This is a genomic window from Thermonema rossianum DSM 10300 (genome assembly GCF_000426825.1).
In the GTDB taxonomy this organism is placed as follows: Bacteria; Bacteroidota; Bacteroidia; order Cytophagales; family Thermonemataceae; genus Thermonema; species Thermonema rossianum.
The window spans coordinates 112,330-128,928 of record NZ_AUGC01000004.1 but is presented as its reverse complement, the minus strand read 5'-3'; the positions used below and the strand labels follow the sequence as shown (position 1 = coordinate 128,928).

Genomic DNA, 16,599 nt, shown 5'->3' with positions numbered 1-16,599 from the left:
GTTATCTTGGCTTATATGCTTCCATAAATAAGGAGTCGGGCTTAAAAACTATTCCATCTCTTACCTCCAGTTCAAAGGTACTCCACCCCGGTATGTCGCTATCAAAGGGGCTTTTGAGTTGCACCTTACGAAAGCCACTCTGCTCCAATAGCTTTTTTAAAGAATAACGGTCATACATCCAATAATGCACTTCACCGCTCAAACGGAACTTCCCGATACGATAAGCATCATGGTTTTCGGGACTATAGATACTTTCCGTTTTAAAGAACGCATTCCTTATCAGTCGCTTCACTCCGCTCAAGAAACGCCTCCACAGGGGGGGATGCTCTTGCTCAGCTTGCTTGCTGCCCGCCCTTTCCTTTGTTTTATGGTGTGTCAAGAATGCCCGCCTGATGGCACGCCCTTCTTCACCTATGCGCTTATATACATACTCTTCATTAGGCAAGTGTTCCTGACAAAGGTACTTTGCCATTTCTCCTCCCGGTTCATTGCGCACTGTTTGATCGTACATTTCCAGCATAATCCACTCATAGTTATGCATTGCCCCTCTATCTCCCTGCCATGCAGCTTCTAAATGACGCAAATACTCACGCACTATTTGCTCCAAGTCGGGAACTGCCACACGCAAAATACCCCCGGGCTTCAACACGCGATAGCACTCCCGCAAAAAACCGGCAGCTTCTTCCTTAGGAAAATGCTCCAATACATGGGAGTGATACACTACATCAAAATGATTATCGGGAAAGGGGATGCCTTTCCGTAAATCATGTGCCAGCACACCCGGTCCCGTTGAAACGAAATCTATATTCACCCAATCAGGATGATAACGATATCCGCAGCCAAGGTTTAGATACTTCATGAGATGAGATTACATTAGCATATGCCGTAAAAAATTCCACTGAGCGCTTGTTATAGTTTCACCGCTATCCTACCTGTATAATCAATCCTGCTAAGAAAGATTTTAATGCCATTTTCTTGCAAATATTGCTCAACTGCACGCCTTGCCCCTTTCCAATGCCCATAGTCGTCAATTATAAGAATACCACCGCGCACAAGCTTAGGGTACAAATGTACAAGCTCATGATAAGTGGACTCGTACCAGTCTGTATCTAACCTAAGTAATGCTATTTTATCGGGCAAAACTGCGGGGAGTGTTTCTTCTACTTTGCCCTGAACAAAACAAAGCTGCTCCGTAGGAATTCCTGTCCTTTGCAAATTAAGCTTAACATCATCAAGAGTTGCATACGCCCAATAAGGGTCGGCCTTTGTTTTTACTCTTTGTTTAAGAATCTCTATAGCCTTTTCGCCCTGAAAACTCTCATCTACATCAGAAGGCGGTGTCATTCCTTCAAAGGTGTCATACAAATAAATTTTTCTGTCCCGGATACCGTATTCGAGCAGCTTCATGGCCATAATCATAGAGCTACCTCCACGCCACACGCCACATTCCACCAAATCCCCTTCTATATTGTTTTTAATCACATAGTCCATTGCACGGCAAAGCGAGACCATTCTTTCTTCACTCGTCATGGTATATGGCGCTGCTTTCTTGATTATTTCCTTCTCTCTATCTGTAAAATCAGGAAGATAACGAATCTCTTGCCCTTGGCTTTTTTCGTTACTACTTCTTCTTCCTAAAAAAGACTTTATTTTTTGGATATAATCATGCCACATACTCATCATTTATTCATTTATACCAAATAATTAAAAATCACCCACATTCCAAACGGCGATGCAGCCAATAGTGCTCCAATGCCAGCAAGTACTTACCCAAAAACCAGGCGCCTACTGCCGACATCAAATGCCACAAGAAGTGGGTGCCCATAGGCAGCCATTCGACGGTTATTTTATCCAGCAAACGGAAGCCTAAACTCAAAGATAGAAAGAAGCCGGCAATAGCCAAAGCACGCCATGCCATAAAACGGGTTTTTTGAAGTATGCCCCAAGCGGGCAACAACAGGAAAAGCCCCCGTATCAAATATTGCATATTCACATACCAGCTGCCATGCAGTACCCGCCCGCTTGCCAGCATAAGCAGCAAAAAGCCCCCCATGGCAAGCCACCATCTTTTTGTGTCTTGCAGATACACACGCCAAAAATAGCCCGCCAACACAAGGGTAAGCAAGAGGGCGGGCAACACATCCATCCACAGCAGCCACTCCGACACACGAAAAGCATGAAAGAGGGTGCTGCCTATGCCATTGAGCAACAACAAGACACAACAACTAAACAAAACAGGGGTTCTTCTCAGGCTTTCTTTAATACGCAGGAACCAATAAACGGCGGGTACACACAAAGCCAGTGAAGACAGGGCATTCCAAGGCTCTACCGGCAACTGACCGGCAGTAGCCATGAGGGTCTCCCGGTATACCGGTCCGCCGTCTGCCATTATCTGAAGCAACATAGGCTTTTTCTCGCTTTTAATGAAAATGTATTAATATTGCAGCATCAATTTAGTACTTGTTAAATGAATCACAAACTATGATACAACGCATTCAATCCGTATTTTTAGCATTGGCAGGCATCAGCGTCTTATTGCTTTTTTACATTCCCCTTTGGACCAAATCCAGCCCGCAAGGTGACCAAGAAGCAACGCTTTATTTATGGAAGTTTGTGCATATAAAAGGTGGGGAAGAACTAAGCCGCGAAATCATTTATTATTTTGTACCCTTGGCGCTGGCATCAGCAGCACTTTCCTTCGGCTCGCTGTTCAGCTATACCAACCGCCTCAAGCAAATCAAACTCAATGCTATCAATTCGTTGGTACTGATGGTGCTTACTCTGTGGTCTGTGTATCATGTCATCACCAACTATGAGAAGCTGTTTCTGCCCCAACAACGTGGTCATTATTACGGCTTCTTTGTAATCATTGCCGCCATGCTGTTTATCACCCTTGCCAACCGTTTCATCCGGCGCGACGAGAAGCTGGTGCGCTCCGCTGACCGGCTTCGATAAAACCACAGCAAATGCACTTGTTTTTTTATTTAACAATCCGTACCTTTGCAGCCGCATCATTCACCATGATGTAAAACCAAAAAGAAAGGGGGTGTTTAAGCAAATATGATCAGCGTAACCGTAAAAGAAAACGAATCTATCGACAAGGCGCTCAAGCGCTTCAAGAAGAAGCTTGACAAAGCAGGCGTATTGCGCGAGTTCCGTGCCCGCACTTTTTATGAAAAGCCTTCTGTAAAGAGAAAACGCGAGCTGGCACGCGCCATCTACCGTCAGAAAAAAGCACAAAGCGAAATGCAAGGCTAATGCCGGCAATCTATTGCTTTTCGCTTTAATTTTCTATATTGGGGTTATAAGCCAATCAAAGCTTGTAACCCCTTTTTTTATGCACTTGATTGATAAGTTTTTACAATATCTGGAATACGAAAAGCGCCGAAGCCCCCACACCATCGCTTCTTATGCGCACGATTTGGCGCAGTTTCAAAGCTACGTAGAAGAGATATACGAAACCGGCGACCTCAGCCAAGTGGACCATAATGCACTGCGCTCTTGGGTAGTGCACCTATCTGAACAAGGACTGAAGGCAAGTTCCATCAACAGGAAGATAGCCACGCTGAAGTCTTTTTATAAATTCCTGTTAAAACAGGGCATTATCAAGGTGAATCCGGCGCTGCGCATCAAACCCATGAAAACGCCCAAACGCACGCCCACTTTTGTGGAAGAAGGAGCTATGCAGCAACTGCTCGACGAAATAGAGTTCCCCAACACTTTTGCCGGCATGCGCGATCGCCTGGTGTTGGAGCTTCTTTACCAAACCGGCATGCGCGAATCGGAACTCATTCAACTCAAAGAACAGGACATAGACTTTCTGCAAAGTACTATAAAGGTAAAAGGTAAAGGCAACAAAGAACGCATCATACCCATAAGTACCCACTTGGTGCACCTGCTCAAACAATACTTTGTTTTTAAAAAGAAAAAGTTTGAAAATTCATCCCCATATGTTATCTTAAGCAATAAAGGCGAGCAAGCCTATCCACTGCTTTTATACAGAATCGTGCAAAGGTATTTGACTATGGTCAATCATAAAGAGAAAAAAAGCCCCCATGTTTTACGACATACTTTTGCGACCCATCTATTGAACCGGGGCGCCGAACTCAATGCCATTAAAGATATTCTGGGACATAGCAGCCTAAGTGCTACCCAGATTTACACACACAATTCTTTGGAGCGCCTCAAAGATATCTTTGAGCAGGCGCATCCCAAAGCCTAACTTTCTTTCAGTTCCATGTTTCACTCTTAAACAGTAAGACCTATGAGAGTCAACTTTCAATCCGTTCACTTCAAAGCCGACCAGAAGTTGTTGGACTTTGTGCAAGAGAAGCTCAATAAGCTGGACCGTTTTTACGACCGCATTGTGGATGGCGAAGTGATCTTTCGCTTAGACAAAGGCGAGCACGGCCGGGAAAATAAAGTAGTAGAAATAAAACTCAATGCTCCGGGGCATTCGCTCTTTTCTAAAAGCATCAATACCAGCTTTGAGGCAGCTGCCGTGGAAGTGGTAGAAAACCTGCGGCGTCAAATTCTTAAGCTAAAAGAAAAAGAGACTACTCATTAAGGAAGCAAAAAGTAAATAAAAACAGCAAAGGCGGGTTCATAAGCCCGCCTTTTTGCGTATCTGCTACTGTTGAAGCATTGCAAAAGCCGCCTGCACCTCTTGCCTGTCATCGAAAGGATGCTTTACCCCCTCTATTTCTTGATAGGGTTCGTGCCCTTTGCCCGCCACCAAAACAATATCTCCTCTTTGAGCCATTTGTATAGCCTCACGAATGGCTGCCCTGCGCTCCTCTATAACGATTACTTTCTTTCTGTCGGCCACGCCCACTCCTTCGAGCATATCCCGGATGATGTCCATAGGTTGTTCGTAGCGGGGGTTGTCGGAAGTAAAGATGGCGTAATCGCTCATTTGCGCTGCCATTGCCCCCATGAGCGGGCGCTTGCCTTTGTCTCTATTTCCGCCACACCCCACTACGGTAATAATACGCTGTCCGGGAACGCGCAACTCCCGGATGGTTTGCAACACATTGGCAAGAGCATCCGGGGTGTGGGCATAATCTACAATGGCTGTTATTCCATTGCTTTCAAACGTCTCGAAACGCCCCGGTGCACCTTTCAATCCGGAAAGTGTTTCAATAACAACATCAATGGGCTCGCCCAAAGCAACCGCCGTTCCTGCTACTGCTGTCAGGTTATAAGCATTGAAAGCGCCTGTTAAGCGAAACCAAGCCTCTATGCCGTTGATTTCCATATGAAGCCCTTCGATGGTATTTTCCAATATACGCCCTTTGAAGTCGGCCGGGCGCTTTAAGGCAAAGAACAGGCGCTGCGCACGTGTGTTTTGAAGCATATACTCGCCCCGTTTGTCATCCCGGTTGCTCAGGGCAAAAGCCCCGGCAGGCAAGTCGTTGAAAAGACGCTGCTTTGCCCGGATATAAGCTTCAAAGGTTTTGTGGTAGTCCAGATGGTCACGGCTGATGTTGGTAAAAACTCCACCGGTAAAACGTAAGCCGGCCACCCGCCTTTGGTCCAAGGCATGCGAGCTCACCTCCATGAATACGTGCGTACAGCCGGCCTGCTGCATCTTTGCCAACAAAGCCTGCACCGAAAGCGCATCGGGGGTGGTATGAGTAGCCGGCAACTCTTCTTCTCCAATACGGTTGACTACTGTTGAAATGAGCCCCACCCGGTAACCCATAGCCATAAACAAGCGGTAAAGCAGCGTAGCCGTCGTTGTTTTGCCATTGGTGCCGGTTATTCCTACCACTTTCAGCTTTTCGGAAGGGCGCCCATAAAAATTGGCAGCCAGTAGTCCCAGGGCTTCTGCCGAATCTTCCACCTGAACATAAGTTACCGACGGATGCAGCTCTGCCGGCAGTGCCTCGCACACCACCGCACGCGCACCGGCCGCCAACGCTTGCCCTATGTATTGATGCCCATCGGTTTGGGTACCGCGCACCGCCACAAAGAGGGTACCGGGCAACACCTTCCTCGAGTCAAAGGCAAGGTCAGCCACCGGCACATGCATGTCGCCCGTGGCTGATATTATCTTTATGCCAGAAAGAAGCTCACTAAGTATGTGTGTCATAATCTCTGTTCGTTCAATAACCAAACAAGGAAGGTAAAATTATAGAAAAAAAATGAGGGCAGACAGGCTGCCCTCTTCTTTTATTGTTCAAAACCAAGGCGGCATACACTTATTGCACAAGCAACTTGAGCACACTCTGCTCGCCTTTTTCATTTTCTACCTTCAACACATAAGTGCCTTGGCGGATAGATTCCGGCAATTGGATCCATTCCACTTGAGCGGCACGGCGTGTATCTTTCCACAACAACTTGCCGTCCAGGCTCCATAGTTGTAGCCGGAGCATTTGCCCTGTCGCTTGGCCCGCATTCATGCGGAGCATGTAGTCTTTCACCGGGTTGGGATAAATGGCTATTCCTAATTGATTTACTTTTTCTACTTCCAAGGGATCTTTGAGTTCCACCATTACTTCTTGTCCATTCTTATCCTTATTAGACAAGTGTGCACATATTACCGAGTTGTCAATGTCTGCTTGGATATCGCTCACATTACTCTTGCCCGACAAATACGTTTCGATGGTCTGCGTATTGCCCTTGTCGTAAGACACTCCCCAAACTGTATAACTGCCTTGGGGCAAACCTGTCCAGTTGAAGTTACCGGTAGGTTCTACTGCCAGTATTTCATAAGGTGCCTCTACTGTGGTCAGCAGGTAAGTGTAGTTGTAAGCGGTGCCGGGGTTGCTGTTGGCAGCAGTCGTACCCAAGTAGTTGTGTTGAAAAGCGGGCAAGTCGCCACCCACATATGCATTGTTGGCTCCGGCAGGCGGAATGATATAACCTGCATTGGCACGGCAAGCCGGCGGCACATCAAAAGCAGCGGTGCCATCACTACGGCTATTGCTACTGCCTTGTGAAGCGCTCCAACCCAAGCCTCTGCGGGCAAATACGTCCCATATTATTTGCTCGTGCGCTCCATTATAGAGCACTTTGTCTGCGGCTAAGATGGCATCACGCCCATCTACAAAACCGGGATTGCAAGGCTGCATTTTAAGCGCTTCCACCACCAGCTTCAATACTTTGTTGTTTCCACCATTGCCGTTTATCAAGTCCGAATCAAAACCATATAAATCGATAAACTTCCAGGTTAAATCCCAAAGCATGGTTGCCCATACAAAACCAACGCCATGCGGCACCGAAAGCCCCTGATTCGGCAAGTCGGCATAAGTGAATCCGTTCACGCTCATGTCGGTGGTATAAGGCGCCGGGCGAATGCCTACGCCTGTTGTAGGCTGCCCCGCAGCAAAGGTACCGATACCGCGCGGGTCAGTGGCTGTATCGCCGGCTTTCATGGTCAGCATCAAGGCAAACCAATCACTCCAGCCTTCTCCCATTTGCTCTTCGTTGTTGAGACAAGAAGAAACAGCAGCGCCACCGGTCAAACGTGTGGAAATACCATGCCCATACTCATGCACGATAATGCCATTGTCGAGGTCGCTATCTAAGGCACGCGCATCATACCGTATGGTGGCCGTAACCGTTTGGTTATTGCTTAGAGCTGTTTTGATGGCATCTCCATCTGATTTCTTTATCATCACAACCGGTATGTTGATAGTAGCATCTTCGCCACCCATGCTAAGCAAAGCATCTTCATAGTTGGCAACAATGACTGCCACTGCGCCCGCATTTTGCGCGTTTTTTACTTTGGTTACAAAAGTACATGCCCCACGGTCAATCAACACAATCTTACCGCTTACATTATTTACCAAAGGACTGCAGGCGTTCGTGGTGGTATCCACACCATCATCAGCCAATACGACCTCGGCTGTAATAGGTGCGGACAGCTCACTTAGCTGCTTACCAAACTGGGCGCGCGAAGTTTGTTTTTCGCCGGCAATAGAAGCCGGTGCCGTAATTTCTACATCATAAACATTACCTACCCACAAGTACATTTGCATGCGAGGTGAAGTGCCATCCGGGGGGGTGGCAAAATTGGCATTGTTGGTGCCGGAGCCGTCCTGTGCTTCTGCATTCACAGCATCGCCGGCTTGCCCGCCACGCCCGTAGTTATTTTGCTGAAAGTTACCACTCACTTCATCGAAGCCGTAGTGGTAAAAGACGTCGTGAATAATATTATTCCAATAAAACAAATTGGTAATAATGGCATCTTGAAACAAGTCGGGACGTTGCTGTCCCATATCCAGCGGAAAGTCGAAATTCAGGGAAGCACCACCATCCGGGCTGTATCCCGGAGCGTTATCTGCATTGCTATCTTCATAAGCGTACACATTGTTGCCGCGGGTGATGGTATATTCTGCCCCCGCAGCACCATCTACGTCGTGCCATCCATAAGGCGAGGCAGTGGGGTCTGCCGGGTCGGTCACCAAGGAACGGGAACCATGGTTGGGGCTTTCCAAAGGCAAAGCAAACACATTGTATTTGGCTCCATCACCTTTCTTCTTGACTGTAGCAGCCTGTTCTTGACGAACCGGTGCAGCAGAGCGCCGGTTGCTGTGTTCCAAACAGAGTTCCCAATGGTCGTGCGCCGCCCAGTCGAAACGCTGCACCATGTCGCCATTCGAAGCATCTACCAACACTTCCCACCAATGAGCATGATTTGCCGAAGGCGCCGCTCCGGCCCATACCAAGCGCAAACTGCCGTCTTCTTCTTGCCACCAGAAACGCCGCAAAACTGACCGGACGCCGGTTTTCTCTTGGCGATACACCACAAATTCGCCATTGCCACGGTGCTCTCCGGCAGTCTCCCAACCACCTGTATCAGCCTCGGCATATTGCAGTATTTTAGCAAAAGCAGCAGCGGCATCGAGGGCAGCTGCTTTGGTAGCCTGTACATTCTTCAGGTCAGTAGGAGCACCGGCAGCATGCAATAATTCCCCCTTGCGGAAAACAGCCGTTACATGCTGATTAAAAACGGGAATTCCCTGATACATACGACGAAGGTACCAATACTCCACGCCGTTCTTTTCGAAATGATGCGTCACCTCCCAGTCTTGGGCAGATGTAGAAAGCCGGAAATGCCCATTCAATTGCTCCACCCGTGTGGAAGGCAGCTGCTGTGCACTCAACGAAGCAAGCAAAGTGAGCAGCAAACCGAGTGATAGTAGTACAATTTTTCTCATGTGTCTAAATTTTTGAAAGAATATTTTGTCAGTGCAAAGGTAACCCTTCGATTCAAAAAATTAAAAACCAACTATACACGAAATTGTTCAGGTAAGTATATACGCTTCCAAAAGAAGAGAGCAAACACATAAAGCATTGCAATAGAGCATACAAACAAGCCGGCAGGAACCCACATGCTATAGTACCAAACAGGCGAAAAGTAGGCAAAATACTCTTGAATCCACCGCGTTTCCACTTCATATTGCACCCAAATCACCAACAGCAAAGCCAGGCAAGCAAGCACAAAAGGTATTTTCAGCTCCTGCCGGAGGAAATCATATACCGAAGCCCCCAATAAGCGGTAAAGCGCTGCGCTGCGCTGCCGTAATCCTATCCACTGACGGATACCAATCCATGCCGTAAGCAAGAAGCCGGGAATCATGGCTGCCCAAGCCAAAGCCAGAAGGCGCACCAGTACCCGCTCATAGTTGTACTGTTGCCGCACTAAATCATATTGTTTTTCTTCGATAAACGGCACGGCGGGAAGTGTTTGACCAAGCAGCCGGTGAATGGCTTGCAAATGTTTTTCGCTCACTTCTTCCTTCAAGCGTATCAATATGCTGCCTATGCGTCCATCGCCTTTGAGCCACACCATCGGCACAACGGGACGGTGCAGGCTCTCGAAGTGAAAGTTGCGCACTACACCTATGATTCTTGCAGGCAGTGGCTTGCCCGTGCTGTCGGTTACAAAGGCGAGGGCTGCCCCATTGAGCTGTTTGTAGCCCTCTTCATTTACCATTAAGGTGGTCCGCACATCGTCCTCCGGCTTGAAGTAGCGCCCCCGCAACAAAGTCACGCCCAAGGCGTCGGGCGCATTCTCCATGACCATCATGCGTCCCCATAATAACGATTGCCACACCCCGGGCTTTTGTCCCTGTTTATACACTATCAACTGCGGCAGCAGCAGGTCCGAAGGCACCTCCAGCACACGCCCTACCGAGCGCACGAAGGGCAATTCCAACAGTGCCTTTTGTGCCTCTTGCAATTGCCCGGCTTGCACGCCGTATTGTGGCAGGCGCACCAGCACCAAAGCACGTGTATCGTATCCCAAAGGATGCCGTTCCACATAAGCAAGCTGCTGCAGCATTAACCCCAGAATGCCCCCCGCAGAAAGAAAGAGCAGTAACTGCCCCCAAAGAGGCAGCCATAATATTCTTGCCGGCCGTAAAGAAAAAGCCGGGCGTTGCGGTTGGCGGTAAACAGATAAAAAGCGTACACGCTGCCTTGCCCCTATCCAAAAACTAAACATGCAAGCGCCGGCGCAAGCCATCCAAAGTTCAAACGGACTTTCTTTCATGAAAGAAGCCATGCGCGGCAACATAAACCAGCGCTCATAGGGTAACCACTCGTGCAATACACCGGCAAGCAGCACCACGCCCCCCCAAGCAGTAAATACATACAAGAGATAACGCCCGTACAGTAGCACCGGCATTTCGCCGGATACCCAACGCACAAACCACTCTTTCCGGTGCATCATCCAGCGCATCCTGAGCCAGAGGGCATAATAAAAAGCCGTTACTACGAAAAGAAACGAAGCCACTGCCAATACGGCTTGAGGCAATACGCGAGGCAAGCTATCGCCCATTGCCAGCTCTTCTTCGGGCATGTCCCAGGTCTTCAGATGCAAACGGTCAATAGCTGTCAATTCAAAATGCAGGGCTTTGTACTCGTTATAATGCACGCTCAGAGAATCGGTAATGCGCTTCTCCCAATATTGCTCTGCTTCGGAAGTCAAAGACGCCGGCATTTTCACATACACGTAGCGCCAAGAGAGTTGCTGACGGCGTGTCAATGGTGCCCCTAACAAAAGGGCATCTATTTGTAAATGAGTTTGAGAAGATAAAGGCAGGCGCCCTTCATATTGATACACACCGTCAAAAAAAAGCGCCGATGCAGAGCGCACCTCGAGGCTGTCTGCCGGCTTTTCTGTTTCAAGTGCCCGGGCTACGGAATCGCTTAACCAAGCCACCGCTTGATTGGCTTCAAAATGCTTATCAACGGGCAGTTGAAACACACGAAAAAAAGAAGAGTCTGATAAGAAAACATATTTAGAGAAACGGTACTTCCCTTTATGACTCAAAATTGCCCCTTCGGTAGGCAGCAGATAGGTGCACCCCTCCAGAGCATCTTCAAAGAAAAACGACAGCCATTCGTTGGTGCCGGGCGGTGCTGCTGCCAAATAGCGGCGCCCTTGTTCCGTATCGAAAGAAGCACTCAAACGGTAGATACGCTCGTATCCGGGCAACTCCCGCTCGTACTCGTGATGATATTGCCAAAACTGAATGGCTACCGTCAGCAACAAAAGATGAAAAGCAAGCAAGGTGGAAGGCAACCACCATGAGCCGGAAAACGGAAATATGAATGCAGCTATACGCATCATGTGAAAGACGGGTGTTTATAAAAATGCAGAAAATAGCATCCTGCAAATTAGTAACATCCTTGTATCTTTGCTTATTGTAAGCGAAACGGACGCAAAAGAAAAATACCATGACCACTCTTGACAGAACACAAGCACCGCCCATCTTTCAAATAGACAGCATAAACATTCTTCTTCCCGAAAAGAAGTTACTTTCCAATGGCATTCCCGTTTATTTGGTTATAGATGAAAGCAGCGAGCTTGTTTATTTCCAACTCATTGTACAAGGCGGAAACTGTGCCGGCACACACGTGGCACAAGCACAGCTGCACAGCCGTATGCTGTTGGAAGGAAGCAAGCAGTACACCGCAGAGCAAATCAACGAACTCATCGACTACCATGGTGCCAACATAGGATATAGCAGCTACACTACCTACAGCCAACTGTCGGTGAGTGCCCTTGCCGGACACCTGCCTGCTCTTATCCCCATGTTGCACGACAGCCTTGCCCATGCCACCTTTCCTTCCGACCGCTTCGAGCTTCAGAAAAAACGCTTTCAACAAAGCTTCATTACCGCTCTGGAGAAAAACAGCTACGTAGCTGCCCGTGCTTTCAAAAAAGCGGTCTTTGGTGACAACCACCCCTATGGGCGATTGACAGAATTACAAGATATCGAGCAAACCACTGAAAATGATCTGCACGACTATCACCAACGTCAGATACATGCCGGCAATATGATGGTGGTAGCAGCAGGCGCACAAGAAGCCTTCATCATGGAACAACTCGAGCGCCTTTTGGGCAGCCTGCCTGTCAAGTCGCCTTTTTCTCATCATCCAACAAGCGACACGCCGGCACCTAAAGCATGCCACCTGGAAGGTCCTCAACACTTGCAATCGAGCATTTATGCCGGCCGTGTGTTGCCTTCCCCGCAACACCCCGACTATCACAAGCTGGTAGTTACCGACACCCTTCTGGGCGGTTATTTCGGCTCACGTCTTATGCAAAACTTGCGCGAAGATAAGGGCTACACCTATGGTGTGCATAGCTATATTCAAGAGTTTCCGGATTTGTCTTTGCATACCATTGCTACCGAAGTGGGCGCCCAACACACCCGGGACGCTTTGCGTGAGATACGCCATGAACTCCTGCGTTTGAGTGAAGCGCCTCCGGCCATTGAAGAAGTGCATACTGTGCAACTGCACCTCATCAGTCAATTCATCAACAGCTTTTCCAACATGTTCCGGCGTGTCGATACATTTGCCCGCCTGCTAAAGCAAGGCAGCCCCTTCGATTCGCTCACTCAATACTTGCAGCGCATCCGGGCGGTACTGCCCGGAGAAGTGCAGCAAACTGCTGCTTCCTACTTTTTGCCGGATATGCTTCACTGGATAAGTGTAGGACCGGATGAGCAAGCATAGCCGTAGTTTTCACCGTTTGGCACCCCTCTACGACGGACTCATGCGGGTTGCTTTCCTGGGGAATATCGAACGCGCCCAACGGGCGCTCATCCCTCACCTGCCGCCTCACAGCCGCCTGGCACTGGTTGGGGGCGGTACGGGGCAAATACTGCCGGCGCTGCTGTCGCATCTACAGCACGGACACGTACACTACATAGAGTGTGCACCGGGCATGATGCAACGTGCCCGGCAACATGCCGAAGGACACTCCAATATCTCTTTTTATTTACAAGAAGCAGAAAATGTATTGCCTGCTCTTTCGGTAGATGCCGTATGGCTTCCTTTTGTTATTGACCTCTATTCCCCCGAAGAAGCCCGGCAATTCATGCAACTCATACGCCGGTGCCTTCCTGCCGGGGGGCTGCTGCTTCTCACAGACTACTGTTGTCTCAATAGCCTGCACCAAACTATGTTGCGGTGCATGTACTTTGTTTGCCGCCTGCTTTTACCTTTGCCCGGCAGTTATGTTTGGCATTATTTTGAATGCTTGGAATGGCAACCGGTTCAAATTCTTCAACAATATGATTTCTTTGGCTCCTTTATTCGTTCAGTGGTGGCGCGCCTGCCTTAGTGTGTGCACCTTGTGGATAGCATTCGCGAACACGGCAGTTGCGCAACAAAGTGTAGCCCCCGCCGTGCCTGCCCAAATACATTTGATGGATTTGGACATTGAATTTGACCAAGATGCCCGGCAGCAAATACAAAAAGAAGTAAACAAGCTGTGGGCAAACCGGTACTATCTCGAGCGTCTTGCCGAAAAAGCCCGCATGCATTTTCCTCTCATTGAAGATATATTGAAAGAAGAGCAAGTGCCTTTAGATTTGAAGTACCTGGCGGTGCAAGAAAGTAGCCTGCGCGGCAATGCCGTTTCATCTGCCCAAGCGGTAGGCTACTGGCAAATGAAAGAAGCAGCAGCACGCGAAGTAGGACTACGCATAGACGACTCAATAGATGAACGCATGCACCTGGTGCATGCTACCCGGGGGGCTGCACGCTATTTGAAAAAGCACTATGCGCTTTATCGAAACTGGGCATATGCCGTCATTGCCTATTATACCGGGGCATTTGGCGCCAAACCCTATACCGATGCCCGTTATTATGGTGCAAATGCAATGAAAATACGGGGCGATACACACTGGTATCTGCTTCGCTTTATTGCACACAAAATTGCTTTGGAAGAGCTCGTCGGGGCACAAGCAGCCGAGCCCGTTTTAACGGCCGTAGCGTGGGCACCGGACCAAGTCCCCCGCCGGTGGGAAGCGCTCGCCCCCTACTTTCAAACCGACGCCGCGACCCTTGCACACCATAATCCATGGTTGAAACAAAGCACACTTCCCGGCGATGACACCTATTTATTGATTGTACCTTTGCGCAACGAGCAAATAGCACAACTGGAGGTGGTTTATCCCCGCACTTCGTCTTCCACTCCTGCGGCCGTACCCGCTACCGGCGGCTTTGCACAACGAAAAATCGTTACCATCAACGGCATGACCGCCGTCATCGCTCAAGAAAACGATACAGCCGAATCATTGGCACGCTTGGGCGGCATTTCCGTGGATGATTTTTATGCATACAACGACCTGCCGGAAGGCGCAGCCATCCAAGCTAATATTCCTTACTTTTTCACTAAAAAACGAAAAAAAACAGAGCAACTGTACCATATTGTTCAAGGAAATGAAAGCCTATGGAAAATATCGCAGCAGTATGGCGTGCGTTACAAGAAGCTGCTGAAACGCAACCGGATGAAAAAAGATGAGCCGCTACAAAAAGGACGAGTCATCTGGTTGCGCTACAAGCGTCCCCGCCATGTACCAATAGAGGTGCGAGAGTAAAAAAAGCCCAAAGGTAAAAGCAGTAAAATAAACATCTATAATCTCATTGCCACACAAAAGAGTTCTTGGGCCTCTTTTGCTATTTCTTATTTTTTGTATTTTTGAAGCAATTAAACCTGTTAAACAATAAAAGCAATGAGCAAAACAACTATCTGGATACTCACAAGTGTTTTATTTGTAGCTGCCTTCTTTATTGCTTTTCAGATTTACGACACCGTGCGTAAACCAATTGAGAAGAAGCGTAACATCGAGCTCACCGAACAAGCCATCATCCAACGTTTGGAAATCATTCGCAAACTGGAGCAAGCATATTATGCCAAGTATGGATGCTATGCCGATTCCTGGGAAAAATTGCTCAAATTTGCACTTGAAGACTCCCTTTATAACATATCGAAGCACGAGGAAGACTTGGGCAACGACTCCGTCATTGTTACTTACGACACTTTGTCTGTGGTTGCCGTGCACGACTCACTGCTGAAAGGAATGAGCACGGAAGAAATAGCACAACTACCCTTGCGCCCCTCCATTAAGGATGTAACAGGCTATACCCTTGAAGAAGAAACAGAGACAGAGCAAGCGGCCAAGCCCGACACCTTCTTCCTCTACGTAGGACAAACCGAGAACTTCGGCAATACCATCTGCTTGATTTATGTGGCAGACCCCAACCCCGAAAACCCCGACCGCAAAGCAGGCAAGAAGCCAGTATTGGCATTTGGTTCGCAAACCGAACTCACTACCAAAGGTACCTGGGAATTCTAAGCTTTTCACCTTATCATCTTTGCCCCTTCTCTTGAAGGGGCTTTCTTGCTTGTTATTTGTTTTTTGCTTATTATTTTTCAATAAAAAAGGCATCTATGATTTTCGACAAACCGGCCCACAAAATACAAGATGCAGCCTTAGATACCGACCGGCTGTCGCAATACACTCTGTCTATCATGGTGAGCAGACGGACCATCCGCCTTTGTGCCGTCGATGCGCATGAATCAAGATGCCTGTTGCTTGAAGATTATCGCGGCTCCCGCATCCAAACAGAAGATGAGCTTTTGCAAGCCATCGATGAGCTGTATGAAAAACACAGCCTGTTAAAGGCCGGCTACTGGGCAAAGGTACAGCTGGCTTTCCGGGCTACTCCTTTCAGTTGGGTGCCCACAGAGTTGTTTGACATGTACCGCTGCGACGAGTACCTGCAATACGCCGTAGATGCCGCCGCCCTGTTGGATAATGACGCTACTCGCTTCTCCGAATCGAATGCGCTGCAAGCCCATTGCGTCTTTAAAGCTTCCGGCAGCGTGGCCAACCGTCTGCAAAACATATACCTGAACCAAAGTGTCAATATTTATCATCAGGCACAGGTATTTGCAGAAGCCATTTACAGAAACACTGCGCTGGGCAACCTTCCTGAAAATGCCCTGCATGTATATGGCGAAGCCAAGTATATACTCATCATGGCTGTTAAGGGCGGTCAAGTCAAACTCATCAATCAATTTCCCGTACTGTCGCCCGAAGACTTCGTGTATTTCACCCTTTTTGCACTGGATGAGCTACAAATGCCAGCCCATGAAACCCCCGTGCTTCTTTATGGCGAAATCAGCCCCGGTGCCAAGTCGGTAGAGTTGTTGCGCAAGTATATAAAAGACCTGCGCTTCAGCGGTCGTCCGCCGCACCTGCTCTTTAGCTACCAATTCGATGAGGTACTTGACCACCGCTATTATGACCTGCTTAACATGCATCTTTTAGACTAAACCCG

Annotated in this window: 15 protein-coding genes; 9 read left to right on the top strand and 6 right to left on the bottom strand. The window is 48.4% G+C overall.

Annotated features, from left to right (window positions below):
• Position 1: 1 nt before the first annotated feature.
• Genes K384_RS02825 through K384_RS02815 form a run of 3 tightly spaced genes read right to left on the bottom strand, consistent with a single transcriptional unit; the run spans position 2 to position 2,404 of the window.
• Positions 2-859 (bottom strand): class I SAM-dependent methyltransferase, encoded by an 858-nt coding sequence (locus K384_RS02825; protein WP_038029196.1) that lies wholly within the window; start codon positions 857-859, stop codon positions 2-4.
• 50 nt (positions 860-909) lie between these two features.
• Positions 910-1,674 carry a TylF/MycF/NovP-related O-methyltransferase gene (locus K384_RS02820; RefSeq protein ID WP_051633055.1) on the bottom strand — a complete coding sequence of 255 codons (765 nt, stop codon included), beginning with the start codon at positions 1,672-1,674 and terminating at the stop codon, positions 910-912.
• Positions 1,675-1,711: 37 nt separating this feature from the next.
• The gene (locus K384_RS02815) at positions 1,712-2,404 is read right to left on the bottom strand and encodes a hypothetical protein (protein ID WP_038029192.1); all 693 of its coding nucleotides are present in this window, start codon (positions 2,402-2,404) and stop codon (positions 1,712-1,714) included.
• 77 nt (positions 2,405-2,481) lie between these two features.
• On the opposite strand from K384_RS02815, the gene K384_RS02810 reads away from it, so the two are divergent.
• From K384_RS02810 to hpf, 4 genes are all read left to right on the top strand, one after another.
• Positions 2,482-2,955, top strand: coding sequence for a DUF4293 domain-containing protein (locus K384_RS02810; protein ID WP_038029190.1), 474 nt, complete (start codon positions 2,482-2,484; stop codon positions 2,953-2,955).
• 105 nt (positions 2,956-3,060) lie between these two features.
• Complete coding sequence (rpsU, locus tag K384_RS02805) at positions 3,061-3,258, top strand: 30S ribosomal protein S21 (RefSeq protein ID WP_038029188.1); 198 nt, start codon at positions 3,061-3,063, stop codon at positions 3,256-3,258.
• 79 nt (positions 3,259-3,337) lie between these two features.
• A complete protein-coding gene (gene xerA, locus K384_RS02800) occupies positions 3,338-4,222 on the top strand; it encodes a site-specific tyrosine recombinase/integron integrase (protein WP_316928911.1) in 885 nt (294 codons plus the stop codon).
• Between the two features lie 42 nt (positions 4,223-4,264).
• Positions 4,265-4,567 carry a ribosome hibernation-promoting factor, HPF/YfiA family gene (gene hpf / locus K384_RS02795; RefSeq protein WP_038029186.1) on the top strand — a complete coding sequence of 101 codons (303 nt, stop codon included), beginning with the start codon at positions 4,265-4,267 and terminating at the stop codon, positions 4,565-4,567.
• 63 nt (positions 4,568-4,630) lie between these two features.
• On the opposite strand, the gene K384_RS02790 is transcribed toward hpf, so the two are convergent.
• The 3 genes from K384_RS02790 to K384_RS02780 all read right to left on the bottom strand — a co-directional run bounded on the left by K384_RS02790 (position 4,631) and on the right by K384_RS02780 (position 11,587).
• A complete protein-coding gene (locus K384_RS02790) occupies positions 4,631-6,094 on the bottom strand; it encodes a UDP-N-acetylmuramoyl-L-alanyl-D-glutamate--2,6-diaminopimelate ligase (protein WP_038029184.1) in 1,464 nt (487 codons plus the stop codon).
• A gap of 109 nt (positions 6,095-6,203) precedes the next feature.
• Positions 6,204-9,167 carry a T9SS-dependent M36 family metallopeptidase gene (locus tag K384_RS02785; protein WP_051633054.1) on the bottom strand — a complete coding sequence of 988 codons (2,964 nt, stop codon included), beginning with the start codon at positions 9,165-9,167 and terminating at the stop codon, positions 6,204-6,206.
• Between the two features lie 71 nt (positions 9,168-9,238).
• Positions 9,239-11,587: an ADOP family protein gene (locus tag K384_RS02780; protein WP_038029182.1), complete on the bottom strand. Its 2,349-nt coding sequence runs from the start codon at positions 11,585-11,587 to the stop codon at positions 9,239-9,241.
• Positions 11,588-11,694: 107 nt separating this feature from the next.
• Here K384_RS02780 and K384_RS02775 point away from each other — a divergent pair, with 107 nt between their 5' ends.
• The 5 genes from K384_RS02775 to K384_RS02755 all read left to right on the top strand — a co-directional run bounded on the left by K384_RS02775 (position 11,695) and on the right by K384_RS02755 (position 16,594).
• A complete protein-coding gene (locus K384_RS02775) occupies positions 11,695-12,981 on the top strand; it encodes a M16 family metallopeptidase (RefSeq protein WP_038029180.1) in 1,287 nt (428 codons plus the stop codon).
• The gene (locus K384_RS02770; protein WP_038029178.1) at positions 12,968-13,591 is read left to right on the top strand and encodes a class I SAM-dependent methyltransferase; all 624 of its coding nucleotides are present in this window, start codon (positions 12,968-12,970) and stop codon (positions 13,589-13,591) included. Before K384_RS02775 ends, K384_RS02770 begins: the two co-directional genes overlap by 14 nt.
• Positions 13,542-14,852, top strand: a complete 1,311-nt coding sequence (locus K384_RS02765) for a transglycosylase SLT domain-containing protein (RefSeq protein ID WP_169737603.1) — start codon at positions 13,542-13,544, stop codon at positions 14,850-14,852. The genes K384_RS02770 and K384_RS02765 overlap by 50 nt, the downstream gene beginning before the upstream one ends.
• Positions 14,853-14,987: 135 nt before the next feature.
• On the top strand, positions 14,988-15,611 hold the full coding sequence (locus tag K384_RS02760) for a hypothetical protein (RefSeq protein WP_038029174.1): 624 nt from the start codon (positions 14,988-14,990) through the stop codon (positions 15,609-15,611).
• Positions 15,612-15,706: 95 nt separating this feature from the next.
• Positions 15,707-16,594 (top strand): DUF3822 family protein, encoded by an 888-nt coding sequence (locus tag K384_RS02755; protein ID WP_038029172.1) that lies wholly within the window; start codon positions 15,707-15,709, stop codon positions 16,592-16,594.
• The last annotated feature ends 5 nt before the right edge of the window (positions 16,595-16,599 follow it).

Coding starts and splice junctions, on each gene's coding strand:
- K384_RS02780 (WP_038029182.1), bottom strand. CDS start 11,587: ATGATGCGTATAGCTGCATTCATATTTCCGTTTTCCGGCTCATGGTGG.
- K384_RS02760 (WP_038029174.1), top strand. CDS start 14,988: ATGAGCAAAACAACTATCTGGATACTCACAAGTGTTTTATTTGTAGCT.
- K384_RS02770 (WP_038029178.1), top strand. CDS start 12,968: ATGAGCAAGCATAGCCGTAGTTTTCACCGTTTGGCACCCCTCTACGAC.
- K384_RS02755 (WP_038029172.1), top strand. CDS start 15,707: ATGATTTTCGACAAACCGGCCCACAAAATACAAGATGCAGCCTTAGAT.
- K384_RS02820 (WP_051633055.1), bottom strand. CDS start 1,674: ATGTGGCATGATTATATCCAAAAAATAAAGTCTTTTTTAGGAAGAAGA.
- K384_RS02785 (WP_051633054.1), bottom strand. CDS start 9,167: ATGAGAAAAATTGTACTACTATCACTCGGTTTGCTGCTCACTTTGCTT.
- rpsU (WP_038029188.1), top strand. CDS start 3,061: ATGATCAGCGTAACCGTAAAAGAAAACGAATCTATCGACAAGGCGCTC.
- K384_RS02810 (WP_038029190.1), top strand. CDS start 2,482: ATGATACAACGCATTCAATCCGTATTTTTAGCATTGGCAGGCATCAGC.
- K384_RS02790 (WP_038029184.1), bottom strand. CDS start 6,094: ATGACACACATACTTAGTGAGCTTCTTTCTGGCATAAAGATAATATCA.
- xerA (WP_316928911.1), top strand. CDS start 3,338: ATGCACTTGATTGATAAGTTTTTACAATATCTGGAATACGAAAAGCGC.
- K384_RS02815 (WP_038029192.1), bottom strand. CDS start 2,404: ATGTTGCTTCAGATAATGGCAGACGGCGGACCGGTATACCGGGAGACC.
- K384_RS02775 (WP_038029180.1), top strand. CDS start 11,695: ATGACCACTCTTGACAGAACACAAGCACCGCCCATCTTTCAAATAGAC.
- hpf (WP_038029186.1), top strand. CDS start 4,265: ATGAGAGTCAACTTTCAATCCGTTCACTTCAAAGCCGACCAGAAGTTG.
- K384_RS02765 (WP_169737603.1), top strand. CDS start 13,542: ATGATTTCTTTGGCTCCTTTATTCGTTCAGTGGTGGCGCGCCTGCCTT.
- K384_RS02825 (WP_038029196.1), bottom strand. CDS start 859: ATGAAGTATCTAAACCTTGGCTGCGGATATCGTTATCATCCTGATTGG.